18 protein-coding genes are annotated in these 26,331 nt (G+C 41.7%); 4 read left to right on the top strand and 14 right to left on the bottom strand.

Annotated features, from left to right (window positions below):
- Position 1 precedes the first annotated feature (1 nt).
- Positions 2-718, top strand: a complete 717-nt coding sequence (locus IPI99_11020; GenBank protein MBK7341049.1) for a response regulator transcription factor — start codon at positions 2-4, stop codon at positions 716-718.
- A 120-nt stretch (positions 719-838) separates the two neighbouring features.
- Here the strand turns inward: IPI99_11020 and IPI99_11015 are convergent, their stop codons facing one another.
- Positions 839-3,292: a T9SS type A sorting domain-containing protein gene (locus tag IPI99_11015; protein MBK7341048.1), complete on the bottom strand. Its 2,454-nt coding sequence runs from the start codon at positions 3,290-3,292 to the stop codon at positions 839-841.
- 245 nt (positions 3,293-3,537) lie between these two features.
- Here IPI99_11015 and IPI99_11010 point away from each other — a divergent pair, with 245 nt between their 5' ends.
- The 3 genes from IPI99_11010 to IPI99_11000 are packed head-to-tail and all read left to right on the top strand — an operon-like array spanning position 3,538 to position 6,084.
- Positions 3,538-5,010: a hypothetical protein gene (locus tag IPI99_11010; protein ID MBK7341047.1), complete on the top strand. Its 1,473-nt coding sequence runs from the start codon at positions 3,538-3,540 to the stop codon at positions 5,008-5,010.
- Between the two features lie 32 nt (positions 5,011-5,042).
- Positions 5,043-5,663 (top strand): SCO family protein, encoded by a 621-nt coding sequence (locus IPI99_11005; GenBank protein ID MBK7341046.1) that lies wholly within the window; start codon positions 5,043-5,045, stop codon positions 5,661-5,663.
- Positions 5,664-5,670: 7 nt separating this feature from the next.
- A complete protein-coding gene (locus IPI99_11000) occupies positions 5,671-6,084 on the top strand; it encodes a c-type cytochrome (GenBank protein MBK7341045.1) in 414 nt (137 codons plus the stop codon).
- Here the strand turns inward: IPI99_11000 and IPI99_10995 are convergent.
- The 13 genes from IPI99_10995 to IPI99_10935 form a co-directional block, all read right to left on the bottom strand.
- Complete coding sequence (locus IPI99_10995; protein MBK7341044.1) at positions 6,068-8,320, bottom strand: TonB-dependent receptor; 2,253 nt, start codon at positions 8,318-8,320, stop codon at positions 6,068-6,070. The genes IPI99_11000 and IPI99_10995 overlap by 17 nt on opposite strands.
- A 120-nt stretch (positions 8,321-8,440) precedes the next feature.
- Complete coding sequence (locus IPI99_10990; protein MBK7341043.1) at positions 8,441-8,737, bottom strand: gliding motility-associated C-terminal domain-containing protein; 297 nt, start codon at positions 8,735-8,737, stop codon at positions 8,441-8,443.
- Positions 8,661-9,182, bottom strand: a complete 522-nt coding sequence (locus tag IPI99_10985) for a hypothetical protein (protein ID MBK7341042.1) — start codon at positions 9,180-9,182, stop codon at positions 8,661-8,663. The genes IPI99_10990 and IPI99_10985 overlap by 77 nt, the downstream gene beginning before the upstream one ends.
- Positions 9,179-12,559, bottom strand: a complete 3,381-nt coding sequence (locus IPI99_10980; protein MBK7341041.1) for a hypothetical protein — start codon at positions 12,557-12,559, stop codon at positions 9,179-9,181. Before IPI99_10980 ends, IPI99_10985 begins: the two co-directional genes overlap by 4 nt.
- Positions 12,556-14,193, bottom strand: coding sequence for a hypothetical protein (locus IPI99_10975; protein MBK7341040.1), 1,638 nt, complete (start codon positions 14,191-14,193; stop codon positions 12,556-12,558). Before IPI99_10975 ends, IPI99_10980 begins: the two co-directional genes overlap by 4 nt.
- A gap of 305 nt (positions 14,194-14,498) precedes the next feature.
- Positions 14,499-14,867, bottom strand: coding sequence for a gliding motility-associated C-terminal domain-containing protein (locus IPI99_10970; GenBank protein MBK7341039.1), 369 nt, complete (start codon positions 14,865-14,867; stop codon positions 14,499-14,501).
- 7 nt (positions 14,868-14,874) lie between these two features.
- Positions 14,875-16,413: a hypothetical protein gene (locus IPI99_10965; GenBank protein ID MBK7341038.1), complete on the bottom strand. Its 1,539-nt coding sequence runs from the start codon at positions 16,411-16,413 to the stop codon at positions 14,875-14,877.
- Positions 16,304-19,033 (bottom strand): hypothetical protein, encoded by a 2,730-nt coding sequence (locus IPI99_10960; GenBank protein MBK7341037.1) that lies wholly within the window; start codon positions 19,031-19,033, stop codon positions 16,304-16,306. The genes IPI99_10965 and IPI99_10960 overlap by 110 nt, the downstream gene beginning before the upstream one ends.
- Complete coding sequence (locus IPI99_10955) at positions 18,951-20,261, bottom strand: hypothetical protein (GenBank protein MBK7341036.1); 1,311 nt, start codon at positions 20,259-20,261, stop codon at positions 18,951-18,953. Before IPI99_10955 ends, IPI99_10960 begins: the two co-directional genes overlap by 83 nt.
- A gap of 306 nt (positions 20,262-20,567) precedes the next feature.
- Entirely contained in the window at positions 20,568-21,602 is a 1,035-nt protein-coding gene (locus IPI99_10950) for a gliding motility-associated C-terminal domain-containing protein (GenBank protein ID MBK7341035.1), read from the bottom strand.
- A 14-nt stretch (positions 21,603-21,616) separates the two neighbouring features.
- A complete protein-coding gene (locus IPI99_10945) occupies positions 21,617-23,446 on the bottom strand; it encodes a hypothetical protein (GenBank protein ID MBK7341034.1) in 1,830 nt (609 codons plus the stop codon).
- Positions 23,447-23,478: 32 nt separating this feature from the next.
- A complete protein-coding gene (locus tag IPI99_10940) occupies positions 23,479-24,798 on the bottom strand; it encodes a hypothetical protein (GenBank protein ID MBK7341033.1) in 1,320 nt (439 codons plus the stop codon).
- Positions 24,795-26,330, bottom strand: a complete 1,536-nt coding sequence (locus IPI99_10935) for a hypothetical protein (protein ID MBK7341032.1) — start codon at positions 26,328-26,330, stop codon at positions 24,795-24,797. The genes IPI99_10940 and IPI99_10935 overlap by 4 nt, the downstream gene beginning before the upstream one ends.
- Position 26,331 lies beyond the last annotated feature (1 nt).

Genomic DNA, 26,331 nt, shown 5'->3' with positions numbered 1-26,331 from the left:
TATGATCAGGACTTTAATCGTGGACGACGAACCACTGGCTGGAGAAATATTGGAGACTTACATATCTCAACTGCCAAATATACAACTAGTTGGCAGATGCTTTAATGCATTGGAAGCGAATGAGATGTTGCAAAACGAAAGGGTGGATTTACTTTTACTCGATATCGAAATGCCTATACTCAGAGGAGTTGATTTTTTGAAGCAACTCAGCTCACCTCCTTTGGTTATTTTCACTACGGCATATCCTGAATTTGCTGTTGAAGGATTTAATTTAAACGCAATTGATTATCTTTTAAAACCTATTTCATTTGAACGGTTCTTAAAAGCAATCAATAAAGTCACCGAAAAACTCAAACTGCAAGCAGCACCTGAAAAAGAATCAAGTTTTCAGGATTATATATTTGTAAAGGCAGATAAAAAACTTGTCAAGCTCAACTTTTCTGACATTTTATATATAGAAGGTTTGAAGGATTATGTGATTATACGCACCGAATCAGGACGTGTCATTACTCTTCAAACCATGAAAAGTCTGGAAGACAAACTACCTCCTAGCTTATTCCTAAGAATCCACCGATCCTATATTGTCAACTTAAAAAAGATCAATTCCATCATTGGTCAAGGTGTTGAAGTAATCGAAAAAGCTCAGGCAAAACTGTTACCTGTAGGTAAAAACTACAAGGATTCTTTAGAGCTTCTGGTGGATCAGTCAAAACTCTAACAACACTAATAAAGCCAAGTCTTAATGGCATTTCCTACAATGTATAAAGTAAGCCGCAATAGCGGCTTACTTTATCTAACAATAATCAGAATAGAACTGGTTATATGTATAAAACAGGGATTATTTGCTTACCTGAATTCGTCTGAGTAATGGTCCAAATTTTGTTTGAATCTGAACCAAATACAGACCATTATTTAACAAGGAAAGATCCTGTGTAAAATGTTTGTTATTGGTGCATTTATTCTGGAGAATTGAACGACCATCCAAACTTAAAATTTGAACAGCTTGAAGTTCATTATCTCCATTCAAGTGAATATTGAGAATATCAGAAGCAGGATTTGGACGAACAATCAATTTAGAATCGTCCAAAACTCCTTTCTGCGAGGTCTTTCTTTTAGCATAGACGGTAACATCCGGTACTTGCACCAGCTCACCAGCACCATTCATTATGGTAATATTCTTGAAATAAAAAGGTATCAACGCATTGTCAAAACCGTCCCTACCAAATGGATTTAAATCTTCTTCAATTACACTTTGAATCAGCTCTACCCCTCCTTTTCCACTGATCATATTGGCATTGGCTCTAACTCCACCAGATTCTAACCGTCCGTCCCATGGTTTCTTATACATTGATAATGTACTCACCCCATTGGAAAACCAATCATTCTCATAAAAGCTAACACTTAGACTTGGTTCGTAGAGCGCCTCTTTATTATAATCTAATTCATAAGAATACCCTGTAGCACGTAATGCAGGATATGTATCATCTCCAAGTCTGAATTCAATGAATATGACATCACCCGAGTCAACGTCTGGATTCAAGATCACAAAGTCCACAGGATAATCCCCACGTTCATACACCGGATTCGGTACAAGAGAATGAGTTTTGCGATAATTGTTCGAAATAGCTACGCTGTCACTGGAATTTACAATCCCATTTCCGTCTGTGTCTGCATGTTTGCTATTGACGTCAGAATTAGCCAACTGCATTCCCCAATTGTCCGCAGCATGGGAACGAAATGAGCTCCCCGTATAAGGTCTGGCACTTCCGGCACATCCGAGATTATATCCAAGGACTAACAAATCATGCATGTCCACCTCCCCATCATTGTTTATATCACCCGGCCAAACGCAGTCTCCTACACATTGCTTTAGGCAATTCTTTGTTTCTTGCATTACTTCAACAGTGCAATCCGCATCCACACACTGATTCGTACCTTCAATACAATACGATATGGTAAATGATTCTGTCAAAACAGTATTTAATGGTGGGTAATACACCAACATATTATACCCAGCTATATCTTTAGTACAGGAGTTGTTACCATAGCTCACTGTCACAGTATCCCATCCTGGATAAAACTCCACTCTATCTAAGCTACTACTAAAATTATATGCATTAACAGGCACTGAATAACTCAATAATATAGGAAGATTTTTGTAAGTTTTAAATTGGTATTCTTCATTGGTATTAGGTTCATAATCACCTATTAATAATGTAACAGTTGCCCGTTCACATATACCATTCGGGCAAATTTTATAGCTGAATGTCTGAATACCATCATAGTTTGCCTGTGGAGTATAATGAAACAATCCCTTATTATTCAAGGCTTGCAAAGTCCCTTTGGTTGGACCTTGATCGATGCTGATCGCAAATCGATCGACTATGGCAGCTACATCATTCAAGGCAACATTAAACTCTATTTCTTTATTTCTTGGGGTATGGAACTTATCATTTGCTAGTTTATTAGAAGGCTCATCCTGAGCAATCACTTGAATAAAGTATCTCCTGACTAAATTTCCTTGACTTATAACAACAGTATCTAAGCCAAAAAAATCTGAATACGGCTTATAATAAAAGTACAATGAACTACATTCCGCTACACCATGAGCCGCTGCAGTAGAAATAATAGGGTTTACTAAATCATGAACTTGAGTAGTTTTACTGTCTTCAGGAAGAATCAAATGATAATCTAATTCCGAATCGATATTATTCGTGTCAATCACTGAAACGGTTACCACTCCGTTTTTGCAAACATTATATGCATCACATACCAAATAATTGATGTAAGCAAATCCAACATAATCCGTTTCAGGTGTAAAAATGACTGTACTATCGTTTTGAATATCAGCAGTAAGGCGATTAACGTGGCTAACATTGCTCAGATAAAGAGGCTGTGAACCAGAAACTGTGCTGGAGTCATTTTGCAGTGGATAAAACTCAATATCGGATTGATTCATATAAACCTGAATAAAATCAGGCTTGGCTTCAACAAATGAACTGACGTATTCAAATATAAAAGAGGCATACTTGAATACCCCGGAACGATCATTCCGATTCTTATACTCGACTACTACAGTATCCTTTCCAACAAAACCAGATTCAGGGATATATCTTACACCCCATTTTGCACCATTAAGATCCTCCAGTTCTACAGACCCATGTTCAGCAGGGTCTATGATTATGGGAGAATAGCATGGATACAAGACTTCTGTCTTTTCAGTGTTCTCCAGTACCAATCTGTACTGATATGGGCTTTCCTGCGCAGACAAAGCATTACATACTCCTAACATAGAGAGAATAATCACTATATATAAGTGTAGACTTAAACGCATAAGGCAAAGATAAGAAAAGCTTTCATATTTAAAACATTTATATTCATATTTTTTTATTTAATATAATCATTATTTTCAATATGTTAGACAAGTTGTTAGCTAACAATACTATATAAATTAGTGAAATATTTAATATGACAAATTCAAATGCTGAAAGAATTGACAAGTTATTGCGAATCAACGAAAATCCTGAATTTTGATCTATGAACAAGTTAAAACTTAAGAATCAACGGGGACATGCTCTACTGGCAGATTTAAAAGTCTTTGAATTCATGAGCAGCTTATCTACGATAGAATTAAATCGCTTTAAAAAATTTGTGGAATCACCTTATTTCAACGTAAATAATTCTGTTATTAAGTTAAATGAACTAATTATTAAGCAATTAAAATCAAACAGCAACCATAACTATTCGAAGTTGGAAATTTGGGAAAGGATCTATTTTGATAAGAAATATAATGAAAAATTAATTACCAACTTGTGCGCTGAACTATTAATCCTTGGTGAAAGTTTTTTGGCCATTGAACAATACTTGAAATCACCATTATCCCAGGCAAATGATCTTTTGATGAGCATCCATCAAAAGCAAATAGAGGGTCTTTTTAATTCTACTCAATCTAAAGCTAGATCTTTTCTGGCAAAATACCAAAATAAATCATCGTTATTTTATTTGCACAAATTTAATGTTGAACGTAATATATACACTCTTCTTAGATTTGAAGAAAGTAGAGCCCAAAAAACAATTATCGAAAAAGTAAATATTGACGAAGTACTAGATAATCTGGAAATATTTTATATCTCTGAAAAACTAAAATATACATGTGCGTATCTAAGCTGGAATAAAATGACCAAGCTAAACTTTAGTGTGGAAAATATAGATGATTTATTAATACGCGCTCAACAAAACAAATATAACAATATACCACCAATAGCAATTTATCTTAGGGTTTTTAGAACTTTAACCGATGAGCCAAATGAAGAAAATTATTTAGAATTAAAGAGTTTACTTCAAAAACATATACATCATTTTCCATTGGATGAAGGAAAGGAAATATTTGATTATGCTCTAAACTATACTCTTCGCCAAGTTAATAACGGAAACGATAAATACCTTAATGAATCTTTTGAACTATACAAACATTCGATCGAGCTAGGAACCATTTATGTAAATGGAGAACTTACACCATGGACTCTTAAAAATATTGCATCTATGGCTATTAGATTAAAAGAATTTGAATGGGTTGAAAATTTTATAAAATCTAATAGCCAATTAGTAAAAGAAAAATTTAGAAAGAATGTAATTAACTTTAATTTAGCAAATTTACATTGGCACAAAAAAGAATTCAACAAAGTATTAAAACTAGTGCAGAATATTGAATTTGATGAATTATTTTATGCACTTTGGGTAAGGCTTTTTACATCAACCTCATACTACGAATTGAAGGAGTTCGACACATTATCCTTTTATCTTGAAAGCTTTAGAACTTATATAATGCGCAATAAAACTTTAGCTAAAAACAGGAAGGACCCATACTTGTTGTTCATTCGATACTTCAAATCACTTCTTGATTTGCAGAATGCAACTACAGAAAAATTGAAAAAATTCAAACAAGATGTTGCTAACTCAGGAGCTATCCCTAAAGAATGGCTTTTGGAGAAAATTGATGAACTGATCTAAAACTCTGCTCGCATATTCCTGTTCATTAGATTATGAAATATTTAGCTCAATTCTTTGTTCTTCTGCTTGCTGCGGGATGTCAAACTAAAAAATTACCTATTATAGGCATTGAAGTGGAAGAAAATGGTGTAAAAACGCATGCCCGGACACCAGATTTTTCACTGTATAATCAGGACAGCATAGTCATAACCCAAGACAGCATTAATGATAAAATTCATATAGCCAATTTCTTCTTTACCTCTTGTCCCACCATCTGTCCAAAAACGATGAGATCAATGGTTGAATTGGAGAAAAAATTTGGATCAAATCCAACCATAATCTATTTATGCTTCAGTATTGATTACAAAAGAGATTCTGTTCAGCAACTTAAGTCTTATGCCAGTAAATTAGGTATACAAAATCCAAGATTTCACTTACTCAGTATGAATTCTAATGCGCAAATCAAAGCGATTGCAGAAAGATATATGAGTGTTGCAATGGAAGATGAAAGTGCAGCGGGTGGCTTTGACCATAGTGGATGGATACTATTGGTAGACGGTGAACAACATATCAGATCTTATGCACTTGGTACTGACCCAAAAGAGATGGAAAAATTTGCCAAAGATGTTGAACTATTGTTAAAAGAATACCAGGAAAATCATGGGAAAAAATGAGTTTTGCTTGTATTGGATCTCTTTTCTTTTGATATTCTCTGGCTTGAGTATGCTCTCGTGCAGATTTTCAATAAATACTTATAAAGAAGGGGAAATATTATATAAAACCCAATGTTCAGGTTGTCATGGAGATCAGGCTGAAGGCTGGGCAAATTTGTACCCTTCATTGCAGTCCGAGCAGCTCGCTACAGATTACAGAAACAACTTAGCGTGTTGGATAAAATTTGGGAAAATATACAATACAATAGATAGTAACAGTAGACCATCCATTGTTGAAATGCCAGCACACAGTCACTTATCAGACATAGAAATCTGTAATATTTTGAACTTCCTTAATAGCAAAATTTGGCAACGGAGCCGATTTACCTTACAAGAAATCAATCTGCAATTAAATTCGTGTGAAATTAAAAGTAAAAAGTAATTACCAATGATGGAAGTATTGGCAATTGGTTCACTCTCCTATTTTCGACAACATTAAAATAAAATATATTCTTTCGATTGTAAGCATTGGTTACGCTCGCTGTAATGTCAATACCAGCATTTTTACTAAGTATAATTTTTCGCTTGAGTGATAAGTCTAAGCGATGATAGTATGGTAGTCTTCCAGAATTAATTTTATCCGAATATAAAATACCGATCTCAGGATTCTCTATGCCAAACTTACTATCAATACCGTTTGGCAATTTGTTATCCGGCAAAAATCCTTGAATTTTAGTAAACGCAAATCCCGAACCTAAATTCCATCTTAAGCCGCTTTCCCACAATTTCTTTCTGCCAAATTTATAATCCAAAACAAAATTCAAATTGTGCCTTCTATCAAATAATGCCGGATACACCTGCTGTCCATTATCGCGATTGACAAATCCAAGTGAATATCCCAACCAAACTCCCCAGCTGACACCTTTAGCTTTTAGTAGTATGTCAAGTCCATATGCTTCTCCTTTCTCTGTGACATAATCAGGGTCTGCAATAAATCTTTTGTTGCGATTTAAATTATAAAGATCAGAGAATAATTTATAATAAGTTTCAACATTCAGCTCATACCTCTCGCCCAAGTCGTATTCAAATCCGCCCACTCCATGCCAGGCAGAAATAATATCTGGGCTTGTAATGAAACCTACAAACAAGTTGACAATGTCTCGCTCACTTACAGAACTCATAAGATTTTGAGTAAAATATCCACCTGCAGCTTTTAATCTAAAATGCGGGAACATATTATACTTCAAGCCAAGTCTAGGCTCTAATTTAGCTTTGGCAAGTGATGCGTAATACTGGACCCTTAAACTTGGGTCTAAGACGATCTTCTTGGTGGCTAACCGATACTTAAAATAAGCAGCAATCTCTGTATTATTGGCGTTTACTTTAAATGGAATTTTGAGAAAATTGATAAAATTAAAATCAGTGGAGAAAGCATTAAATTCAATTCCGTATTTGACTTCAGATCTCTTTCCAAACACACTAAAATCTACATTTGATTGGAGACCTTTGATCCTGCTATCTCTTGGTGAAGAATTGTACTCGTTCAGCTTAATAAAATAATCCGTGTATGCTACGTTTCCTCCCACAATGATGTCTGAATTCGCCGGAATCAATTTAAAATTTACGCCTGACCCCGCAGCATTCCAATTTAAATCGGCTAGATTGCTATAATTTACTCTGTCATTAAATGAAAATCCAAATATATTAAAATTACTTCCGGCACTCGATAAAAGAGATACTTTACCATATAAATCTGTAAACTGGAATGGAAGATTATTATTCCCTTCATCTATAGCATATTTGTAAAGCGTTTTACTTGTTTGGTCTATATAAGAATGTTTTGCGGTTAGCAGATAAGATATTGAAGATCCACTGTTGTCTTCATTTAGTTTTTTTAAAGGACCTTCAAACAATGCTCTGGTCATAAATGGTCCACCTGAAACTAAACCTGAGAATTTTGATTTGTTCCCGTCTTTGGTTTTCATGTCAACGATAGCTGAAATTCTTCCTCCATATTCGGCACTAAAGCCGCCTGTCAGAACATCCACAGTTCGTATTGCCTCTGTCTCAAAAACAGAAAATATCCCAATAGAATGAAAAGGATTATAAACAGTCATCCCATCCAACAATATTTTATTTTGAACCGGAGAACCACCCCGGATGTAGATTTGACCACCTTGATCTCCAGTGGATATCACTCCTGGAATAATTTGAAGATACTGTGCAATATCCGGCTCTCCCCCTGTTGCAGGTAAAGCTTTTATTTCTTTTGGTGTAACTGTAAGAGTAGAAATTTTAACCTCGGTTCTTGCTTGTTCTTTTTTGCCGGAAATAGATATTTCACCTAGGTTTATACCACTTTCAATGAGATAAACTTGTTTATTAATAATTTGATTAGGTCCAATTCTAAGTTCAAAAACAGCTGTATCATAACCCAGATAGCTGACCTGTAAAATATGGTCTCCACCCGGCAAAGAACTAATAGAAAAGAATCCATCCTGAGCAGTATTGGTGCCTTGATTAAGACCTTTTACAACTACTGTCGCAAATGCCAACGGCTCCCCATTACTTTTGTCATAAACATGACCTCTTATCGTGGCTTTTTGTGAAAATGATTGAAAAACAGCCAGAAAACAGAAAATAAGCAGTCTAAATCTCATCAAATCTATTTGAGGCATAAAGCTACAACAATAAAGTAAAAGTCTGATTCCGTTTTAGTCTTTGCCCCCCACAAACACAAAAGCCGAAGCGAATGCCTCGGCTTCTGATTCCTGTTTCTTTTCTTTCTTTGCTCTGACCTAGCGGATCACAGTAAAGTCTCCTTTATAGATTTCACTACCGCTACTACCTTCAAACTCTATGTCGGCGACAAACACATACACACCCGGCATTACCAACTCCCCGCGGAAGCTACCATTCCAGCCTATCTCTCTTCCTCCTTTGTTCGCATCCAACAAATTCTCTGCTTTGTATACTTGCTCACCCCAGCGGTCATAGATCGCCAGACTCTTCACTATTCTAACTCGCTTGCCATATACATTGAAATAATCGTTGATCTTGTCCCCGTTTGCACTGATCACATTCGGCCACCACATCTTTGCTGATCTTCACCAAAACCCGTACCAGCTCTGTGATCTCACAGCCTGATGCGTCAACTGCCGTCACCCTGAACTCATACGACGTATCCGCTGGATACACTTTGTTCGATGTCCAGTCTTTCTCTATGCTCGTATTGTACCACTCGTTTGACTTATATGGCTCCGTTCCGCCTGAGACGTCCAATACCATGCTGTCCAAATCTACTCGTGTCCCCTGATCTACTACTATCGTCTTCACTACTTCTATGCCCATCGGACTCGGCTCTACTAATGTCACCGTCGTATCCCGAAGACAGCCATTCGCATCTTTTACGCTTATCTTATACGTTCCCTGTCCAAGATTCGGAAACTCATCCGCACTGACATATTGCCCGCCATTGATCGAATACATCAATCCACTCAATACCTGATTGTTGTAATCCAATACTTCCAGTATGCTCACAACCCCATTCTTCTCTCCATAACATCGTGGATTCTTTCCTCCGTCGAGATCAATGCCAATGGATTTCCTACTTCTGACACTCGGATCGTGTCGTAATCCAAACACCCATTCTTTCCATCCTTGATTTCCAATACATATTCTCCGCCCGGCTTACCTACTGTGATCTCCCGACTGCCTTGACCAGATACTATGCTTCCGCTCAACGCTCGCCAATTGTATTCTTTTACCTGGCCACTGGCTCCCTGTGAGCCGGACCCATCCAACTTCACCTGATCCACACTACACGTCAAGGTCCCCTTCTGAACTATTTTTGCGCTCGGCGTTTTGATGTCCTGGCTCACCTGCACCGTCGTTGAATCCACACAGCCATTCGTCAGATTCGTCACCACTACTGTGTAACTTCCGGGACTGCTTACATTCCCTATATAACTCCTGGCATTCGTCACCACACTGCTTCCCTTCCACTCTACTTCATAATTCACTCCCTGACTTGATTTGCTCGCATCCAAGGCTACCTGTGTAATTTCACACGTCAATTCCTGCGGTGTCGCTACTGACAATACTGGCAATGTGATATCTTCCGAGATCGTATACGTGATCTCATTTGTACAACCTGATACCTGATCTTTTATCGACAATCTGTACGTGCCTTTCTTATTGATCTCAACGGTACTTCCATTCACCTGTCCTGGATTTACAAAGCCGCCGTCTATTGTACTCCATGTATAATCCAAGCCACCCGCTGAGCCCGCTAGTGAGCCCCTTCCATCCAAATCTATGCTCTTCACTTTACAGCTCAATATCTTTGACCCTTTGATCTCCGCTACCGGATACGCATACCACGTCACCGGTACTCCGGGTGTATTCTGGATACATCTGTCTCCATAGTTTACATTTCCTGTCACCGGATCAACATTGCCCATAAACACCGCTATGTAATACGTCTTGCCCAATTGCATCTTACTGCCATCGAATACAAACACTCCATTGTCATTGAACCCGATTATCGTCCCATTCAACGGATCATTCGACTGTCCGTCATACAATACGTACCTTACTACGTCATTTCCGTCTTTCATCCCTGTGCTTCCATCGTACTGCGCTCGCGCTGTTCCATCCGCACACAATATTATCGGTGTCAAATCCAAATCTCCTATATCCGTAATACACACACTCGTGCTGTAGACTCGTCGTATCCGTAGAACAGATATGTCTATCCTCACTGACAGCTCTACACTGCTTCCCGTGGGTATCCACCCGGATTGGTATACTCCGCTCTGGATCTGCGTCATCACAACTCCTACTGTCCCTCCGCGATAGGCCTCTACTGACCAGGTCGTCGACTCCCCATTCTCTACTCCTATCGTAAATCGATAGTTCTCCGCTGTGTTGTCACACTCAATCACTGGTGTACCCTTAAAGTTAGGGAATCCCAAAAACTGATGTGTACCGTATCCTTCCTCACGCAATTTTGATTGTCTACCGTCCACTCCAGCATATACGTACCCTTCTGGCTTACATTGATCCCTGTATTGTCCAGCTGTGGATCTGTTATCACAACAGGACTCGGACCCCCGATTTGTCGCCAGATGCCTTGACCCAATGTCAGATTGCCTTGCATCACATAGTTCAATCCACACACTATCCGCTTTTCCAGCATCTGCCAATGGATACGCTGTCCACACAAAGGGTTGCGAACTTATCCTGAAACAATCATCATCATCATCCACCAAATTATTATTATCCAAGTCATTGCCCACTACCTTGATCAGATAATAGATCTGCTCTGTCTTCATACGACTCGCATCAAAGCAAATCTGAGCCGTCGAAGTGTAAAAGGTATCATACAACACTGTCGTGGTGTTCGCCCCTTTAGCTTTCCAGTCTGTCTGCGAATTGGATAGTATATACATCCTTATATCCTCTCCTGCTACTATCGTATCCGGATTTACTTCCGTAATCGTCACGCATTGGTCTTCACATACACGCGTCACGCGCTGCTCCAGATCTCCCGCTGAGATGATTCCGCAATTACAATTGTGGATATCTGCAACCAGCTCACTTACACAGCCGTTCGCATCCTGTACAAGGATCTTAAAGGTATCCAAACTCACCAATGTATCTGACATATACAGGTTGCCTACCAACTTGCCGCCTCCTGTCAATAATGTATAGGGCCCCTTGCCGCTCTTGATCGTCGCTTCCACACGATATGTAAAATTCACATTCTTGTCCACACAGATCTTTTCTATATTGTCTATCTCAGGTGGTGCATTGAACGTGATATTCACTACATCCGTCCGCACACACTGATTGTTTGTCTCTTCTATTTCAAAGCTATACGTTCCATAACCACCCTGTGCTGTCACCGTAGGTGTCTCCACGTCGGTATTGCTGAATACGACTCCGCCTCCACCTGTCACTCGCCACTTCAACTGACTGTTCGGTATGCTGCTCGTTCGCAAGCCCCTTAGGTCATACACCAAACCACACACTGCATCATCCTGACCTGCATCAGGCCGTGGATATTCGTAAAATGTAAATGGCTTGCCATAGCTCTCCCGCAAACAGCCACCAGCTCGATCTATTCCTCCTTTATTGTCTCGCCTTCCCAATATCGCTCCGATATAGTACTGCTGTCCGTACTGCAGCCTAGGGTCATAACTCACCGTATTCCCACTTATATATCTCACGATGCTGCCCAATGGGTTCAATGGGTCCGTATAAATGAAAAACATCACCGTATCTTCCGCATCCAGCATCTGTCCATTCGGATCATAGATATCCGGATTGATTCGCAAGATTCCGTCCTCACATAGATCTTCTGATACGCTGTTTACCTTCCCAATCGCATTGGTACACTTGCACTCGTGATTCAATATAAACGTGAACTGACAGCCAAAGGCATCTGATATCATCACTGTATCATCCACTAGGTTCTTCACATACTTCGACGTATATACATTCGTCGTGCTGTCTATGGTTCCGTTCCCTTTCAGTACCCGATACTTGGGACTTCCTCCCGTGATCTTGAAATTGTACGTATATCCATTATTATCTCCGGCACAAATGATCACCTCCTTGTCCTTGTTCGGATCTGAGTTGAACCACAACTCCACTGTATCTTTTGTCGTACAGCCCTGTCTGGTTTCTGTCCACTCAAAACAGTACTTTCCGTACTGGCTCACATCTACGTTCGATTTCGGGTCTGTACTATTCAAATTACTCGTCCCGGGGCCGCAGATCTGCTTCCACGATCCTCCAACATCCTGACGGGCATTGAATTGATTGATCAACGAACAGATACTGTCGTTGGGGCCTGCATTTGGATTTGGGGCTGGGTACAATTCTACTTCCAGGCATGTCTCCGGACTCACCCCACAGCTGCTTTGGTAACTGAAACATACCGTGCCTTTCCCTGGCGCACCATTCCTAATACGTCAATTGACGCGGAGTTGAATGGATCTTTTGTCGTGATCACTCCCCCTATCACTATCCAGTTGTACAAGATCACATCCGACAATATCGTGTCTATTTGGTAATGTGCACTATGACCCAAACATATCACAGTATCGCCTACTATATTCACCGGACCCGGCTTCAATTTGCTTTCATCCAATGTCTCGCAAAAGGTGCGGATACAAAGCTCTGATGCATCTCCATAGGATACCTGAATAGACAATTCCAGGCAATAATCGTCTTTACCTAAATTCGTCACATCCAGATTCTCTTCCTGACCTATTATTCTTGCGGGATTCTTTTTACTATACCATTTATAATCAAAGCTGTAATTTACGTCTGTATTGTTTCCACAATAATCTGTAATATCAGTGATGTTGGAATATAGATAAATCTCTCCATTTAAACACTCCAACTGAAAACTTGGAGCAAATCGGGGATAGATAGTATATAAATGGTACGCAGAATCACAGCGATTTGGAGATGTTGAATTTGGCAAATCCACTATTGCATAGTTATTACAGCCACTGAATCGCTTATTGGTGGTAGGATCTATATATGTATCCCCGGGATCGCAACCGATATAGTATACATTAGGTTCATCCGGCTTTGGCAAGATATAAAATTGCCTTATAGAATCATACTTACAGCAATTTGCACCTGTAAATTCTACTTTGTACTCTCCATCCGCAAAAATACTTGTACCATGCCAATCATATGGCACATCCTCCAGGCAGATGTACTTATCCGGTCCTTTGTATTCTGGTTTTGGAAGGATTGTAATTGTCTTACATTTTGGACCTTCTTCGTCACAGATACTGCTTCTGTCTTCATTGCCGATAAATGCTGTCACACATAATGTGTATGTTCCAGGACCCCACTCATCATCCAGCGTCACTTCACTTTCATTGCCTCCTACAGGGACTCCATCCCAGGTCCACTCATAATATGGATCACAACCGCCAGGCTGATCGTTGACATTCCATCTTTCTCCACAAAATCCTTCACATACCTTATCCTTGCCCATGATATTGCTCAATGGCGATAAATTTGGCGCACCTCCACCTGAGGTTGATAAACAAAAGTCACAAACATCACCACTACAACCATCTACAAACAAATAATATGTTTTACATGGTGTGAGATAAGCTGAAATTGTAAATGATCCTGAAGAGCCACTGCAAAAAGGGTTACAAGCAATTTCTTCACCACAGCTACAGTCTCCCCAGATACCCATTTGGACACCTTGATTATTTACACAATTACTAAATGTTATAGTAATCGTGACATTTCCGCCAGTTGTAACAAAAGCCCACCAGCTGGTGTTATGCGGCGCTCCACCACTGCTACAAAGAGAATTTGAACCACATGGATATAAGGCTGAATGAATATCGGATGTGTTTTGGCAACAATATCCATTCACTTCATCTAATGAACACAAAACGTTTGCCGCAGAACATTCATCTGTGGCTGGCGGTACACATTGTGCATGCAGACTCCCATGTAAGGATACAAAGAAAACCATTAATGCAAGTAGGACTTTCTGGAACATATTGGTTATGTTTAATTTTGACAGAAGTAAAAAAAAGTAACTTTATATTATTATCAAATATTAATTTTCCATTAATAATTATTAAAAATATAATATTACAATTTTAATCAATAAATATTTATAAATCATTGCGGTTAACAATGACTTAATACCTATATAGACACAGAAAATATTACAAACGCTTCTTCAGACTAACTTTTTTCTTAAAATATTTATTTATAGTGCAGAATCATTCTCCTAAACACAAAAGCCGGAGTGAATGCCCCGGCTTCTGATTCCTGTTTCTTTTCTTTCTTTGCTCTGACCTAGCGGATCACAGTAAAGTCTCCTTTGTAGATCTCACTGCCGCTACTGCCCTCAAACTCTATGTCGGCGACAAACACATACACACCCGGCATTACCAACTCCCCGCGGAAGCTACCATTCCAGCCTATCTCTCTTCCTCCTTTGTTCGCATCCAACAAATTCTCTGCTTTGTATACTTGCTCACCCCAGCGGTCATAGATCGCCAGACTCTTCACTATTCTAACTCGCTTGCCATATACATTGAAATAATCGTTGATCTTGTCCCCGTTTGCACTGATCACATTCGGCCACCACACATCTTTGCTGATCTTCACCAAAACCCGTACCAGCTCTGTGATCTCACAGCCTGATGCGTCAACTGCCGTCACCCTGAACTCATACGACGTATCCGCTGGGATACACTTTGTTCGATGTCCAGTCTTTCTCTATGCTCGTATTGTACCACTCGTTTGACTTATATGGCTCCGTTCCGCCTGAGACGTCCAATACCATGCTGTCCAAATCTACTCGTGTCCCCTGATCTACTACTATCGTCTTCACTACTTCTATGCCCATCGGACTCGGCTCTACTAATGTCACCGTCGTATCCCGAAGACAGCCATTCGCATCTTTTACGCTTATCTTATACGTTCCCTGTCCAAGATTCGGAAACTCATCCGCACTGACATATTGCCCGCCATTGATCGAAAACATCAATCCACTCAATACCTGATTGTTGTAATCCAATACTTCCAGTATGCTCACAACCCCATTCTTCTCTCCATAACATCGTGGATTCTTTCCCTCCGTCGAGATCAATGCCAATGGATTTCCTACTTCTGACACTCGGATCGTGTCGTAATCCAAACACCCATTCTTTCCATCCTTGATTTCCAATACATATTCTCCGCCCGGCTTACCTACTGTGATCTCCCGACTGCCTTGACCAGATACTATGCTTCCGCTCAACGCTCGCCAATTGTATTCTTTTATCTGGCCACTGGCTCCTGAGCCGGACCCATCCAACTTCACCTGATCCACACTACACGTCAAGGTCCCCTTCTGAACTATTTTTGCGCTCGGCGTTTTGATGTCCTGGCTCACCTGCACCGTCGTTGAATCCACACAGCCATTCGTCAGATTCGTCACCACTACTGTGTAACTTCCGGGACTGCTTACATTCCCTATATAACTCCTGGCATTCGTCACCACACTGCTTCCCTTCCACTCTACTTCATAATTCACTCCCTGACTTGATTTGCTCGCATCCAAGGCTACCTGTGTAATTTCACACGTCAATTCCTGCGGTGTCGCTACTGACAATACTGGCAATGTGATATCTTCCGAGATCGTATACGTGATCTCATTTGTACAACCTGATACCTGATCTTTTATCGACAATCTGTACGTGCCTTTCTTATTGATCTCAACGGTACTTCCATTCACCTGTCCTGGATTTACAAAGCCGCCGTCTATTGTACTCCATGTATAATCCAAGCCACCCGCTGAGCCCGCTAGTGAGCCCCTTCCATCCAAATCTATGCTCTTCACTTTACAGCTCAATATCTTTGACCCTTTGATCTCCGCTACCGGATACGCATACCACGTCACCGGTACTCCGGGTGTATTCTGGATACATCTGTCTCCATAGTTTACATTTCCTGTCACCGGATCAACATTGCCCATAAACACCGCTATGTAATACGTCTTGCCCAATTGCATCTTACTGCCATCGAATACAAACACTCCATTGTCATTGAACCCGATTATCGTCCCATTCAACGGATCATTCGACTGTCCGTCATACAATACGTACCTTACTACGTCATTTCCGTCTTTCATCCCTGTGCTTCCATCGTACTGCGCTCGCGCTGTTCCATCCGCACACAATATTATCGGTGTCAAATCCAAATCTCCTATATCCGTAATACACACACACCTCGTGCTGTAGACTCGTCGTATCCGTAGAACAGATATGTCTATCCCTCACTGACAGCTCTACACTGCTTCCCGTAGGTATCCACCCGGATTGGTATACTCCGTTCTGGATCTGCGTCATCACAACTCCTACTGTCCCTCCGCGATAGGCCTCTACTGACCAGGTCGTTGACTCCCCATTCTCTACTCCTATCGTAAATCGATAGTTCTCCGCTGTGTTGTCACACTCAATCACTGGTGTACCCTTAAAGTTAGGGGAATCCCAAAAACTGATGTGTACCGTATCCTTCCTCACGCAATTTTGATTGTCTACCGTCCACTCCAGCATATACGTACCCTTCTGGCTTACATTGATCCCTGTATTGTCCAGCTGTGGATCTGTTATCACAACAGGACTCGGACCCCCGATTTGTCGCCAGATGCCTTGACCCAATGTCAGATTGCCTTGCATCACATAGTTCAATCCACACACACTATCCGCTTTTCCAGCATCTGCCAATGGATACGCTGTCCACACAAAGGGTTGCGAACTTATCCTGAAACAATCATCATCATCATCCACCAAATTATTATTATCCAAGTCATTGCCCACTACCTTGATCAGATAATAGATCTGCTCTGTCTTCATACGACTCGCATCAAAGCAAATCTGAGCCGTCGAAGTGTAAAAGGTATCATACAACACTGTCGTGGTGTTCGCCCCTTTAGCTTTCCAGTCTGTCTGCGAATTGGATAGTATATACATCCTTATATCCTCTCCTGCTACTATCGTATCCGGATTTACTTCCGTAATCGTCACGCACTGGTCTTCACATACACGCGTCACGCGCTGCTCCAGATCTCCCGCTGAGATAATTCCGCAATTACAATTGTGGATATCTGCAACCAGCTCACTTACACAGCCGTTCGCATCCTGTACAAGGATCTTAAAGGTATCCAAACTCACCAATGTATCTGACATATACAGGTTGCCTACCAACTTGCCGCCTCCTGTCAATAATGTATAGGGCCCCTTGCCGCTCTTGATCGTCGCTTCCACACGATATGTAAAATTCACATTCTTGTCCACACAGATCTTTTCTATATTGTCTATCTCAGGTGGTGCATTGAACGTGATATTCACTACATCCGTCCGCACACACTGATTGTTTGTCTCTTCTATTTCAAAGCTATACGTTCCATAACCACCCTGTGCTGTCACCGTAGGTGTCTCCACGTCGGTATTGCTGAATACGACTCCGCCTCCACCTGTCACTCGCCACTTCAACTGACTGTTCGGTATGCTGCTCGTTCGCAAGCCCCTTAGGTCATACACCAAACCACACACTGCATCATCCTGACCTGCATCAGGCCGTGGATATTCGTAAAATGTAAATGGCTTGCCATAGCTCTCCCGCAAACAGCCACCAGCTCGATCTATTCCTCCTTTATTGTCTCGCCTTCCCAATATCGCTCCGATATAGTACTGCTGTCCGTACTGCAGCCTAGGGTCATAACTCACCGTATTCCCACTGATATATCTCACGATGCTGCCCAATGGGTTCAATGGGTCCGTATAAATGAAAAACATCACCGTATCTTCCGCATCCAGCATCTGTCCATTCGGATCATAGATATCCGGATTGATTCGCAAGATTCCGTCCTCACATAGATCTTCTGATACGCTGTTTACCTTCCCAATCGCATTGGTACACTTGCACTCGTGATTCAATATAAACGTGAACTGACAGCCAAAGGCATCTGATATCATCACTGTATCATCCACTAGGTTCTTCACATACTTCGACGTATATACATTCGTCGTGCTGTCTATGGTTCCGTTCCCTTTCAGTACCCGATACTTGGGACTTCCTCCCGTGATCTTGAAATTGTACGTATATCCATTATTATCTCCGGCACAAATGATCACCTCCTTGTCCTTGTTCGGATCTGAGTTGAACCACAACTCCACTGTATCTTTTGTCGTACAGCCCTGTCTGGTTTCTGTCCACTCAAAACAGTACTTTCCGTACTGGCTCACATCTACGTTCGATTTCGGGTCTGTACTATTCAAATTACTCGTCCCGGGGCCGCAGATCTGCTTCCACGATCCTCCAACATCCTGACGGGCATTGAATTGATTGATCAACGAACAGATACTGTCGTTGGGGCCTGCATTTGGATTTGGGGCTGGGTACAATTCTACTTCCAGGCATGTCTCCGGACTCACCCCACAGCTGCTTTGGTAACTGAAACATACCGTGCCTTTCCCTGGCGCACCATTCCACAATACGTCAATTGACGCGGAGTTGAATGGATCTTTTGTCGTGATCACTCCCCCTATCACTATCCAGTTGTACAAGATCACATCCGACAATATCGTGTCTATTTGGTAATGTGCACTATGGCCCAAACATATCACAGTATCGCCTACTATATTCACCGGACCCGGCTTCAACTTGCTTTCATCCAATGTCTCGCAAAAGGTGCGGATACAAAGCTCTGATGCATCTCCATAGGATACCTGAATAGACAATTCCAGGCAATAATCATCTTTACCTAAATTCGTCACATCCAGATTCTCTTCCTGACCTATTATTCTTGCAGGATTCTTTTTTACTATACCATTTATAATCAAAGCTGTAATTTACGTCTGTATTGTTTCCACAATAATCTGTAATATCAGTGATGTTGGAATATAGATAAATCTCTCCATTTAAACACTCCAACTGAAAACTTGGAGCAAATCGGGGATAGATAGTATATAAATGGTACGCAGAATCACAGCGATTTGGAGATGTTGAATTTGGCAAATCCACTATTGCATAGTTATTACAGCCACTGAATCGCTTGTTGGTGGTAGGATCTATATATGTATCCCCGGGATCGCAACCGATATAGTATACATTAGGTTCATCCGGCTTTGGCAATATATAAAATTGCCTTATAGAATCATATTTACAGCAATTTGCACCTGTAAATTCTACTTTGTACTCTCCATCAGCAAAAATACTTGTACCATGCCAATCATATGGCACATCCTCCAGGCAGATGTACTTATCCGGTCCTTTGTATTCTGGTTTCGGAAGGATTGTAATTGTCTTACATTTTGGACCCTCTTCGTCACAGATACTGCTTCTGTCTTCATTGCCGATAAAAGCTGTCACACATAATGTGTATGTTCCAGGACCCCACTCATCATCCAGCGTCACTTCACTTTCATTGCCTCCTACAGGGACTCCATCCCAGGTCCACTCATAATATGGATCACAACCGCCAGGCTGATCGTTGACATTCCATCTTTCTCCACAAAATCCTTCACATACCTTATCCTTGCCCATGATATTGCTCAATGGCGATAAATTTGGCGCACCTCCACCTGAAGTTGTTAAACAAAAGTCACAAACATCACCACTACAACCATCTACAAACAAATAATATGTTTTACATGGTGTGAGGTTGGCTGTAATTGTAAATGATCCTGAAGAGCCACTGCAAAAAGGGTTACAGGCTACTTCTTCACCACAACTACAGTCTCCCCAAATACCCATTTGGACACCTTGATTATTTACGCAATTATTAAAAGTAATGGTGATAGTAACTGTACCTCCAGTGGTCACAAAAGCCCACCAACTGGTATTATGTGGACCTCCACCACTACTGCACAATGATCCAGAACCGCATGGATATAAATCGGAATGGATGTCAGAAGTATTCTGACAACAATATCCATTCACTTCATCGAGGGAACAAAGGACGTTCGCAGAAGAACAATCATCTGTAGCAGGTGGTACACACTGAGCGTGCAAACTCCTTGACTGGAATGCAAAAAATACAACTAAAGCAATGAGTACTTTCTGGAACATGTTGTTTTTGTTTGTTTTAAATATTAATAAATTAATTAATTTTTACTTTTTGAACAGATAAAAATACGCTTGTTTACAATTATTAACAAACTTATTTTTAAACTACAATCATTGAATCAATGATAAACTTTGCAGCCCACTTTGTCCATCTCTCACCGCAGACTCCCAAGCTGGCAAAAACGCTTCTTCAGACAAACTTTTTTCTTAAAATATTTATTTATAGTGCAGAATCATTCTCCTAAACACAAAAGCCGGAGCGAATGCCCCGGCTTCTGATTCCTGTTTCTTTTCTTTCTTTGCTCTGACCTAGCGGATCACAGTAAAGTCTCCTTTGTAGATCTCACTGCCGCTACTACCTTCAAACTCTATGTCGGCGACAAACACATACACACCCGGCATTACCAACTCCCCGCGGAAGCTACCATTCCAGCCTATCTCTCTTCCTCCTTTGTTCGCATCCAACAAATTCTCTGCCTTGTATACTTGCTCACCCCAGCGGTCATAGATCGCCAGACTCTTCACTATTCTAACTCGCTTGCCATATACATTGAAATAATCGTTGATCTTGTCCCCATTTGCACTGATCACATTCGGCCACCACACATCTTTGCTGATCTTCACCAAAACCCGTACCAGCTCTGTGATCTCACAGCCTGATGCGTCAACTGCCGTCACCCTGAACTCATACGACGTATCCGCTGTATACACTTTGTTCGATGTCCAGTCTTTCTCTATGCTCGTATTGTACCACTCGTTTGACTTATATGGCTCCGTTCCGCCTGAGACGTCCAATACCATGCTGTCCAAATCTACTCGTGTCCCCTGATCTACTACTATTGTCTTCACTACTTCTATGCCCATCGGACTCGGCTCTACTAATGTCACCGTCGTATCCCGAAGACAGCCATTCGCATCTTTTACGCTTATCTTATACGTTCCCTGTCCAAGATTCGGAAACTCATCCGCACTGACATATTGCCCGCCATTGATCGAATACATCAATCCACTCAATACCTGATTGTTGTAATCCAATACTTCCAGTATGCTCACAACCCCATTCTTCTCTCCATAACATCGTGGATTCTTTCCCTCCGTCGAGATCAATGCCAATGGATTTCCTACTTCTGACACTCGGATCGTGTCGTAATCCAGACACCCATTCTTTCCATCCTTGATTTCCAATACATATTCTCCGCCCGGCTTACCTACTGTGATCTCCCGACTGCCTTGACCAGTTACTATGCTTCCGCTCAACGCTCGCCAATTGTATTCTTTTACCTGGCCACTGGCTCCCTGTGAGCCGGACCCATCCAACTTCACCTGATCCACACTACACGTCAAGGTCCCCTTCTGAACTATTGTGCGCTCGGCGTTTTGATGTCCTGGCTCACCTGCACCGTCGTTGAATCCACACAGCCATTCGTCAGATTCGTCACCACTACTGTGTAACTTCCGGGACTGCTTACATTCCCTATATAACTCCTGGCATTCGTCACCACACTGCTTCCCTTCCACTCTACTTCATAATTCACTCCCTGACTTGATTTGCTCGCATCCAAGGCTACCTGTGTAATTTCACACGTCAATTCCTGCGGTGTCGCTACTGACAATACTGGCAATGTGATATCTTCCGAGATCGTATACGTGATCTCATTTGTACAACCTGATACCTGATCTTTTATCGACAATCTGTACGTGCCTTTCTTATTGATCTCAACGGTACTTCCATTCACCTGTCCTGGATTTACAAAGCCGCCGTCTATTGTACTCCATGTATAATCCAAGCCACCCGCTGAGCCCGCTAGTGAGCCCCTTCCATCCAAATCTATGCTCTTCACTTTACAGCTCAATATCTTTGACCCTTTGATCTCCGCTACCGGATACGCATACCACGTCACCGGTACTCCGGGTGTATTCTGGATACATCTGTCTCCATAGTTTACATTTCCTGTCACCGGATCAACATTGCCCATAAACACCGCTATGTAATACGTCTTGCCCAATTGCATCTTACTGCCATCGAATACAAACACTCCATTGTCATTGAACCCGATTATCGTCCCATTCAACGGATCATTCGACTGTCCGTCATACAATACGTACCTTACTACGTCATTTCCGTCTTTCATCCCTGTGCTTCCATCGTACTGCGCTCGCGCTGTTCCATCCGCACACAATATTATCGGTGTCAAATCCAAATCTCCTATATCCGTAATACACACACACTCGTGCTGTAGACTCGTCGTATCCGTAGAACAGATATGTCTATCCCTCACTGACAGCTCTACACTGCTTCCCGTGGGTATCCACCCGGATTGGTATACTCCGTTCTGGATCTGCGTCATCACAACTCCTACTGTCCCTCCGCGATAGGCCTCTACTGACCAGGTCGTCGACTCCCCATTCTCTACTCCTATCGTAAATCGATAGTTCTCCGCTGTGTTGTCACACTCAATCACTGGTGTACCCTTAAAGTTAGGGGAATCCCAAAAACTGATGTGTACCGTATCCTTCCTCACGCAATTTTGATTGTCTACCGTCCACTCCAGCATATACGTACCCTTCTGGCTTACATTGATCCCTGTATTGTCCAGCCGTGGATCTGTTATCACAACAGGACTCGGACCCCCGATTTGTCGCCAGCTCCCTTGACCCAATGTCAGATTGCCTTGCATCACATAGTTCAATCCACACACACTATCCGCTTTTCCAGCATCTGCCAATGGATACGCTGTCCACACAAAGGGTTGCGAACTTATCCTGAAACAATCATCATCATCATCCACCAAATTATTATTATCCAAGTCATTGCCCACTACCTTGATCAGATAATAGATCTGCTCTGTCTTCATACGACTCGCATCAAAGCAAATCTGAGCCGTTGAAGTGTAAAAGGTATCATACAACACTGTCGTGGTGTTCGCCCCTTTAGCTTTCCAGTCTGTCTGCGAATTGGATAGTATATACATCCTTATATCCTCTCCTGCTACTATCGTATCCGGATTTACTTCCGTAATCGTCACGCACTGGTCTTCACATACACGCGTCACGCGCTGCTCCAGATCTCCCGCTGAGATAATTCCGCAATTACAATTGTGGATATCTGCAACCAGCTCACTTACACAGCCGTTCGCATCCTGTACAAGGATCTTAAAGGTATCCAAACTCACCAATGTATCTGACATATACAGGTTGCCTACCAACTTGCCGCCTCCTGTCAATAATGTATAGGGCCCTTGCCGCTCTTGATCGTCGCTTCCACACGATATGTAAAATTCACATTCTTGTCCACACAGATCTTTTCTATATTGTCTATCTCAGGTGGTGCATTGAACGTGATATTCACTACATCCGTCCGCACACACTGATTGTTTGTCTCTTCTATTTCAAAGCTATACGTTCCATAACCACCCTGTGCTGTCACCGTAGGTGTCTCCACGTCGGTATTGCTGAATACGACTCCGCCTCCACCTGTCACTCGCCACTTCAACTGACTGTTCGGTATGCTGCTCGTTCGCAAGCCCCTTAGGTCATACACCAAACCACACACTGCATCATCCTGACCTGCATCAGGCCGTGGATATTCGTAAAATGTAAATGGCTTGCCATAGCTCTCCCGCAAACAGCCACCAGCTCGATCTATTCCTCCTTTATTGTCTCGCCTTCCCAATATCGCTCCGATATAGTACTGCTGTCCGTACTGCAGCCTAGGGTCATAACTCACCGTATTCCCACTTATATATCTCACGATGCTGCCCAATGGGTTCAATGGGTCCGTATAAATGAAAAACATCACCGTATCTTCCGCATCCAGCATCTGTCCATTCGGATCATAGATATCCGGATTGATTCGCAAGATTCCGTCCTCACATAGATCTTCTGATACGCTGTTTACCTTCCCAATCGCATTGGTACACTTGCACTCGTGATTCAATATAAACGTGAACTGACAGCCAAAGGCATCTGATATCATCACTGTATCATCCACTAGGTTCTTCACATACTTCGACGTATATACATTCGTCGTGCTGTCTATGGTTCCGTTCCCTTTCAGTACCCGATACTTGGGACTTCCTCCCGTGATCTTGAAATTGTACGTATATCCATTATTATCTCCGGCACAAATGATCACCTCCTTGTCCTTGTTCGGATCTGAGTTGAACCACAACTCCACTGTATCTTTTGTCGTACAGCCCTGTCTGGTTTCTGTCCACTCAAAACAGTACTTTCCGTACTGGCTCACATCTACGTTCGATTTCGGGTCTGTACTATTCAAATTACTCGTCCCGGGGCCGCAGATCTGCTTCCACGATCCTCCAACATCCTGACGGGCATTGAATTGATTGATCAACGAACAGATACTGTCGTTGGGGCCTGCATTTGGATTTGGAGCTGGGTACAATTCTACTTCCAGGCATGTCTCCGGACTCACCCCACAGCTGCTTTGGTAACTGAAACATACCGTGCCTTTCCCTGGCGCACCATTCCACAATACGTCAATTGACGCGGAGTTGAATGGATCTTTTGTCGTGATCACTCCCCTATCACTATCCAGTTGTACAAGATCACATCCGACAATATCGTGTCTATTTGGTAATGTGCACTATGGCCCAAACATATCACAGTATCGCCTACTATATTCACCGGACCCGGCTTCAACTTGCTTTCATCCAAGGTCTCACAAAAGGTTCGGATACAGGTTTGGGTAGCGTCTCCATATGATACCTGAATAGACAATTCCAGGCAATAATCATCTTTACCTAAATTCGTCACATCCAGATCTTCATCAAAACTGATTACTTTACCCGGATTCTTTTTACTATACCATTTATACTCATAATTATAATTTACGTCTGTATTGTTTCCACAATAATCTGTAATATCAGTAATGTAAGACTTTAAATAAATCTCGCCATTTAAACACTCCAATTGAAAACTTGGAGCAAATCGGGGATAGATAGTATATAAATGGTACGCAGAATCACAGCGATTCGGAGATGTTGAATTTGGCAAATCCACTATTGCATAGTTATTACAGCCACTGAATCGCTTGTTGGTGGTAGGATCTATATACGTATCCCCGGGATCGCAACCTATATAATATACATTAGGTTCATCTGGCTTTGGCAAGATATAAAACTGTCTCACAGAGTCGAACTTACAGCAATTTGCACCTGTGAATTCAATTTTGTACTCACCATCCGCAAAAATACTTGTACCATGCCAATCATATGGCACATCCTCCAGACAGATGTACTTATCCGGTCCTTTGTATTCTGGTTTCGGAAGGATTGTAATCGTCTTACATTTTGGACCCTCTTCGTCACAGATACTGGTTTTATCTTCATTGCCGATAAAAGCTGTCACGCATAATGTATATGTTCCAGGACCCCACTCATCATCCAGCGTCACTTCACTTTCATTGCCTCCTACAGGGACTCCATCCCAGGTCCACTCATAATATGGATCACAACCGCCCGGCTGATCGTTGACATTCCATTTCTCTCCACAAAATCCCTCACATACCTTATCCTTGCCCATGATATTGCTCAATGGCGATAAATTTGGCGCACCTCCGCCTGAGGTTGTTAAAGTAAACTGGCATACGTCTCCACTACAACCATCTACAAACAAATAGTATGTTTTACATGGGGTGAGATAAGCTGTGATTGTAAAAGAGCCACCCCCGTTACAAAAAGGGTTGCATGCTACTTCTTCACCACAACTACAGTCTCCCCACAATCCCATCTGAACACCTGCCCCACTGCAGTTACTAAAAGTTATTGTAATCGTGACATTTCCTCCAGTTGTAACAAAAGCCCACCAACTGGTATTATGTGGAACATATGCTCCTCCAGCACTAGGGCACAATAAATTTGCACCGCAAGGATACAAATCAGAGTGTATATCTGAAGTATTTTGACAAGAATATCCATTCACTTCATCCAATGAACATAACACATTTGCCGCAGAACATTCATCCGTAGCGGGCGGTACACACTGCCCGAGCAAACCTGATTCAATAGAAAAGATACTAGCGCAAATAAAAAATAGAAGCCTTCTGGTCATA

It is taken from the genome of Saprospiraceae bacterium (assembly GCA_016710235.1).
Taxonomy (GTDB): Bacteria; Bacteroidota; Bacteroidia; order Chitinophagales; family Saprospiraceae; genus Vicinibacter.
This window is presented reverse-complemented; position numbering and strand designations above follow the sequence as displayed.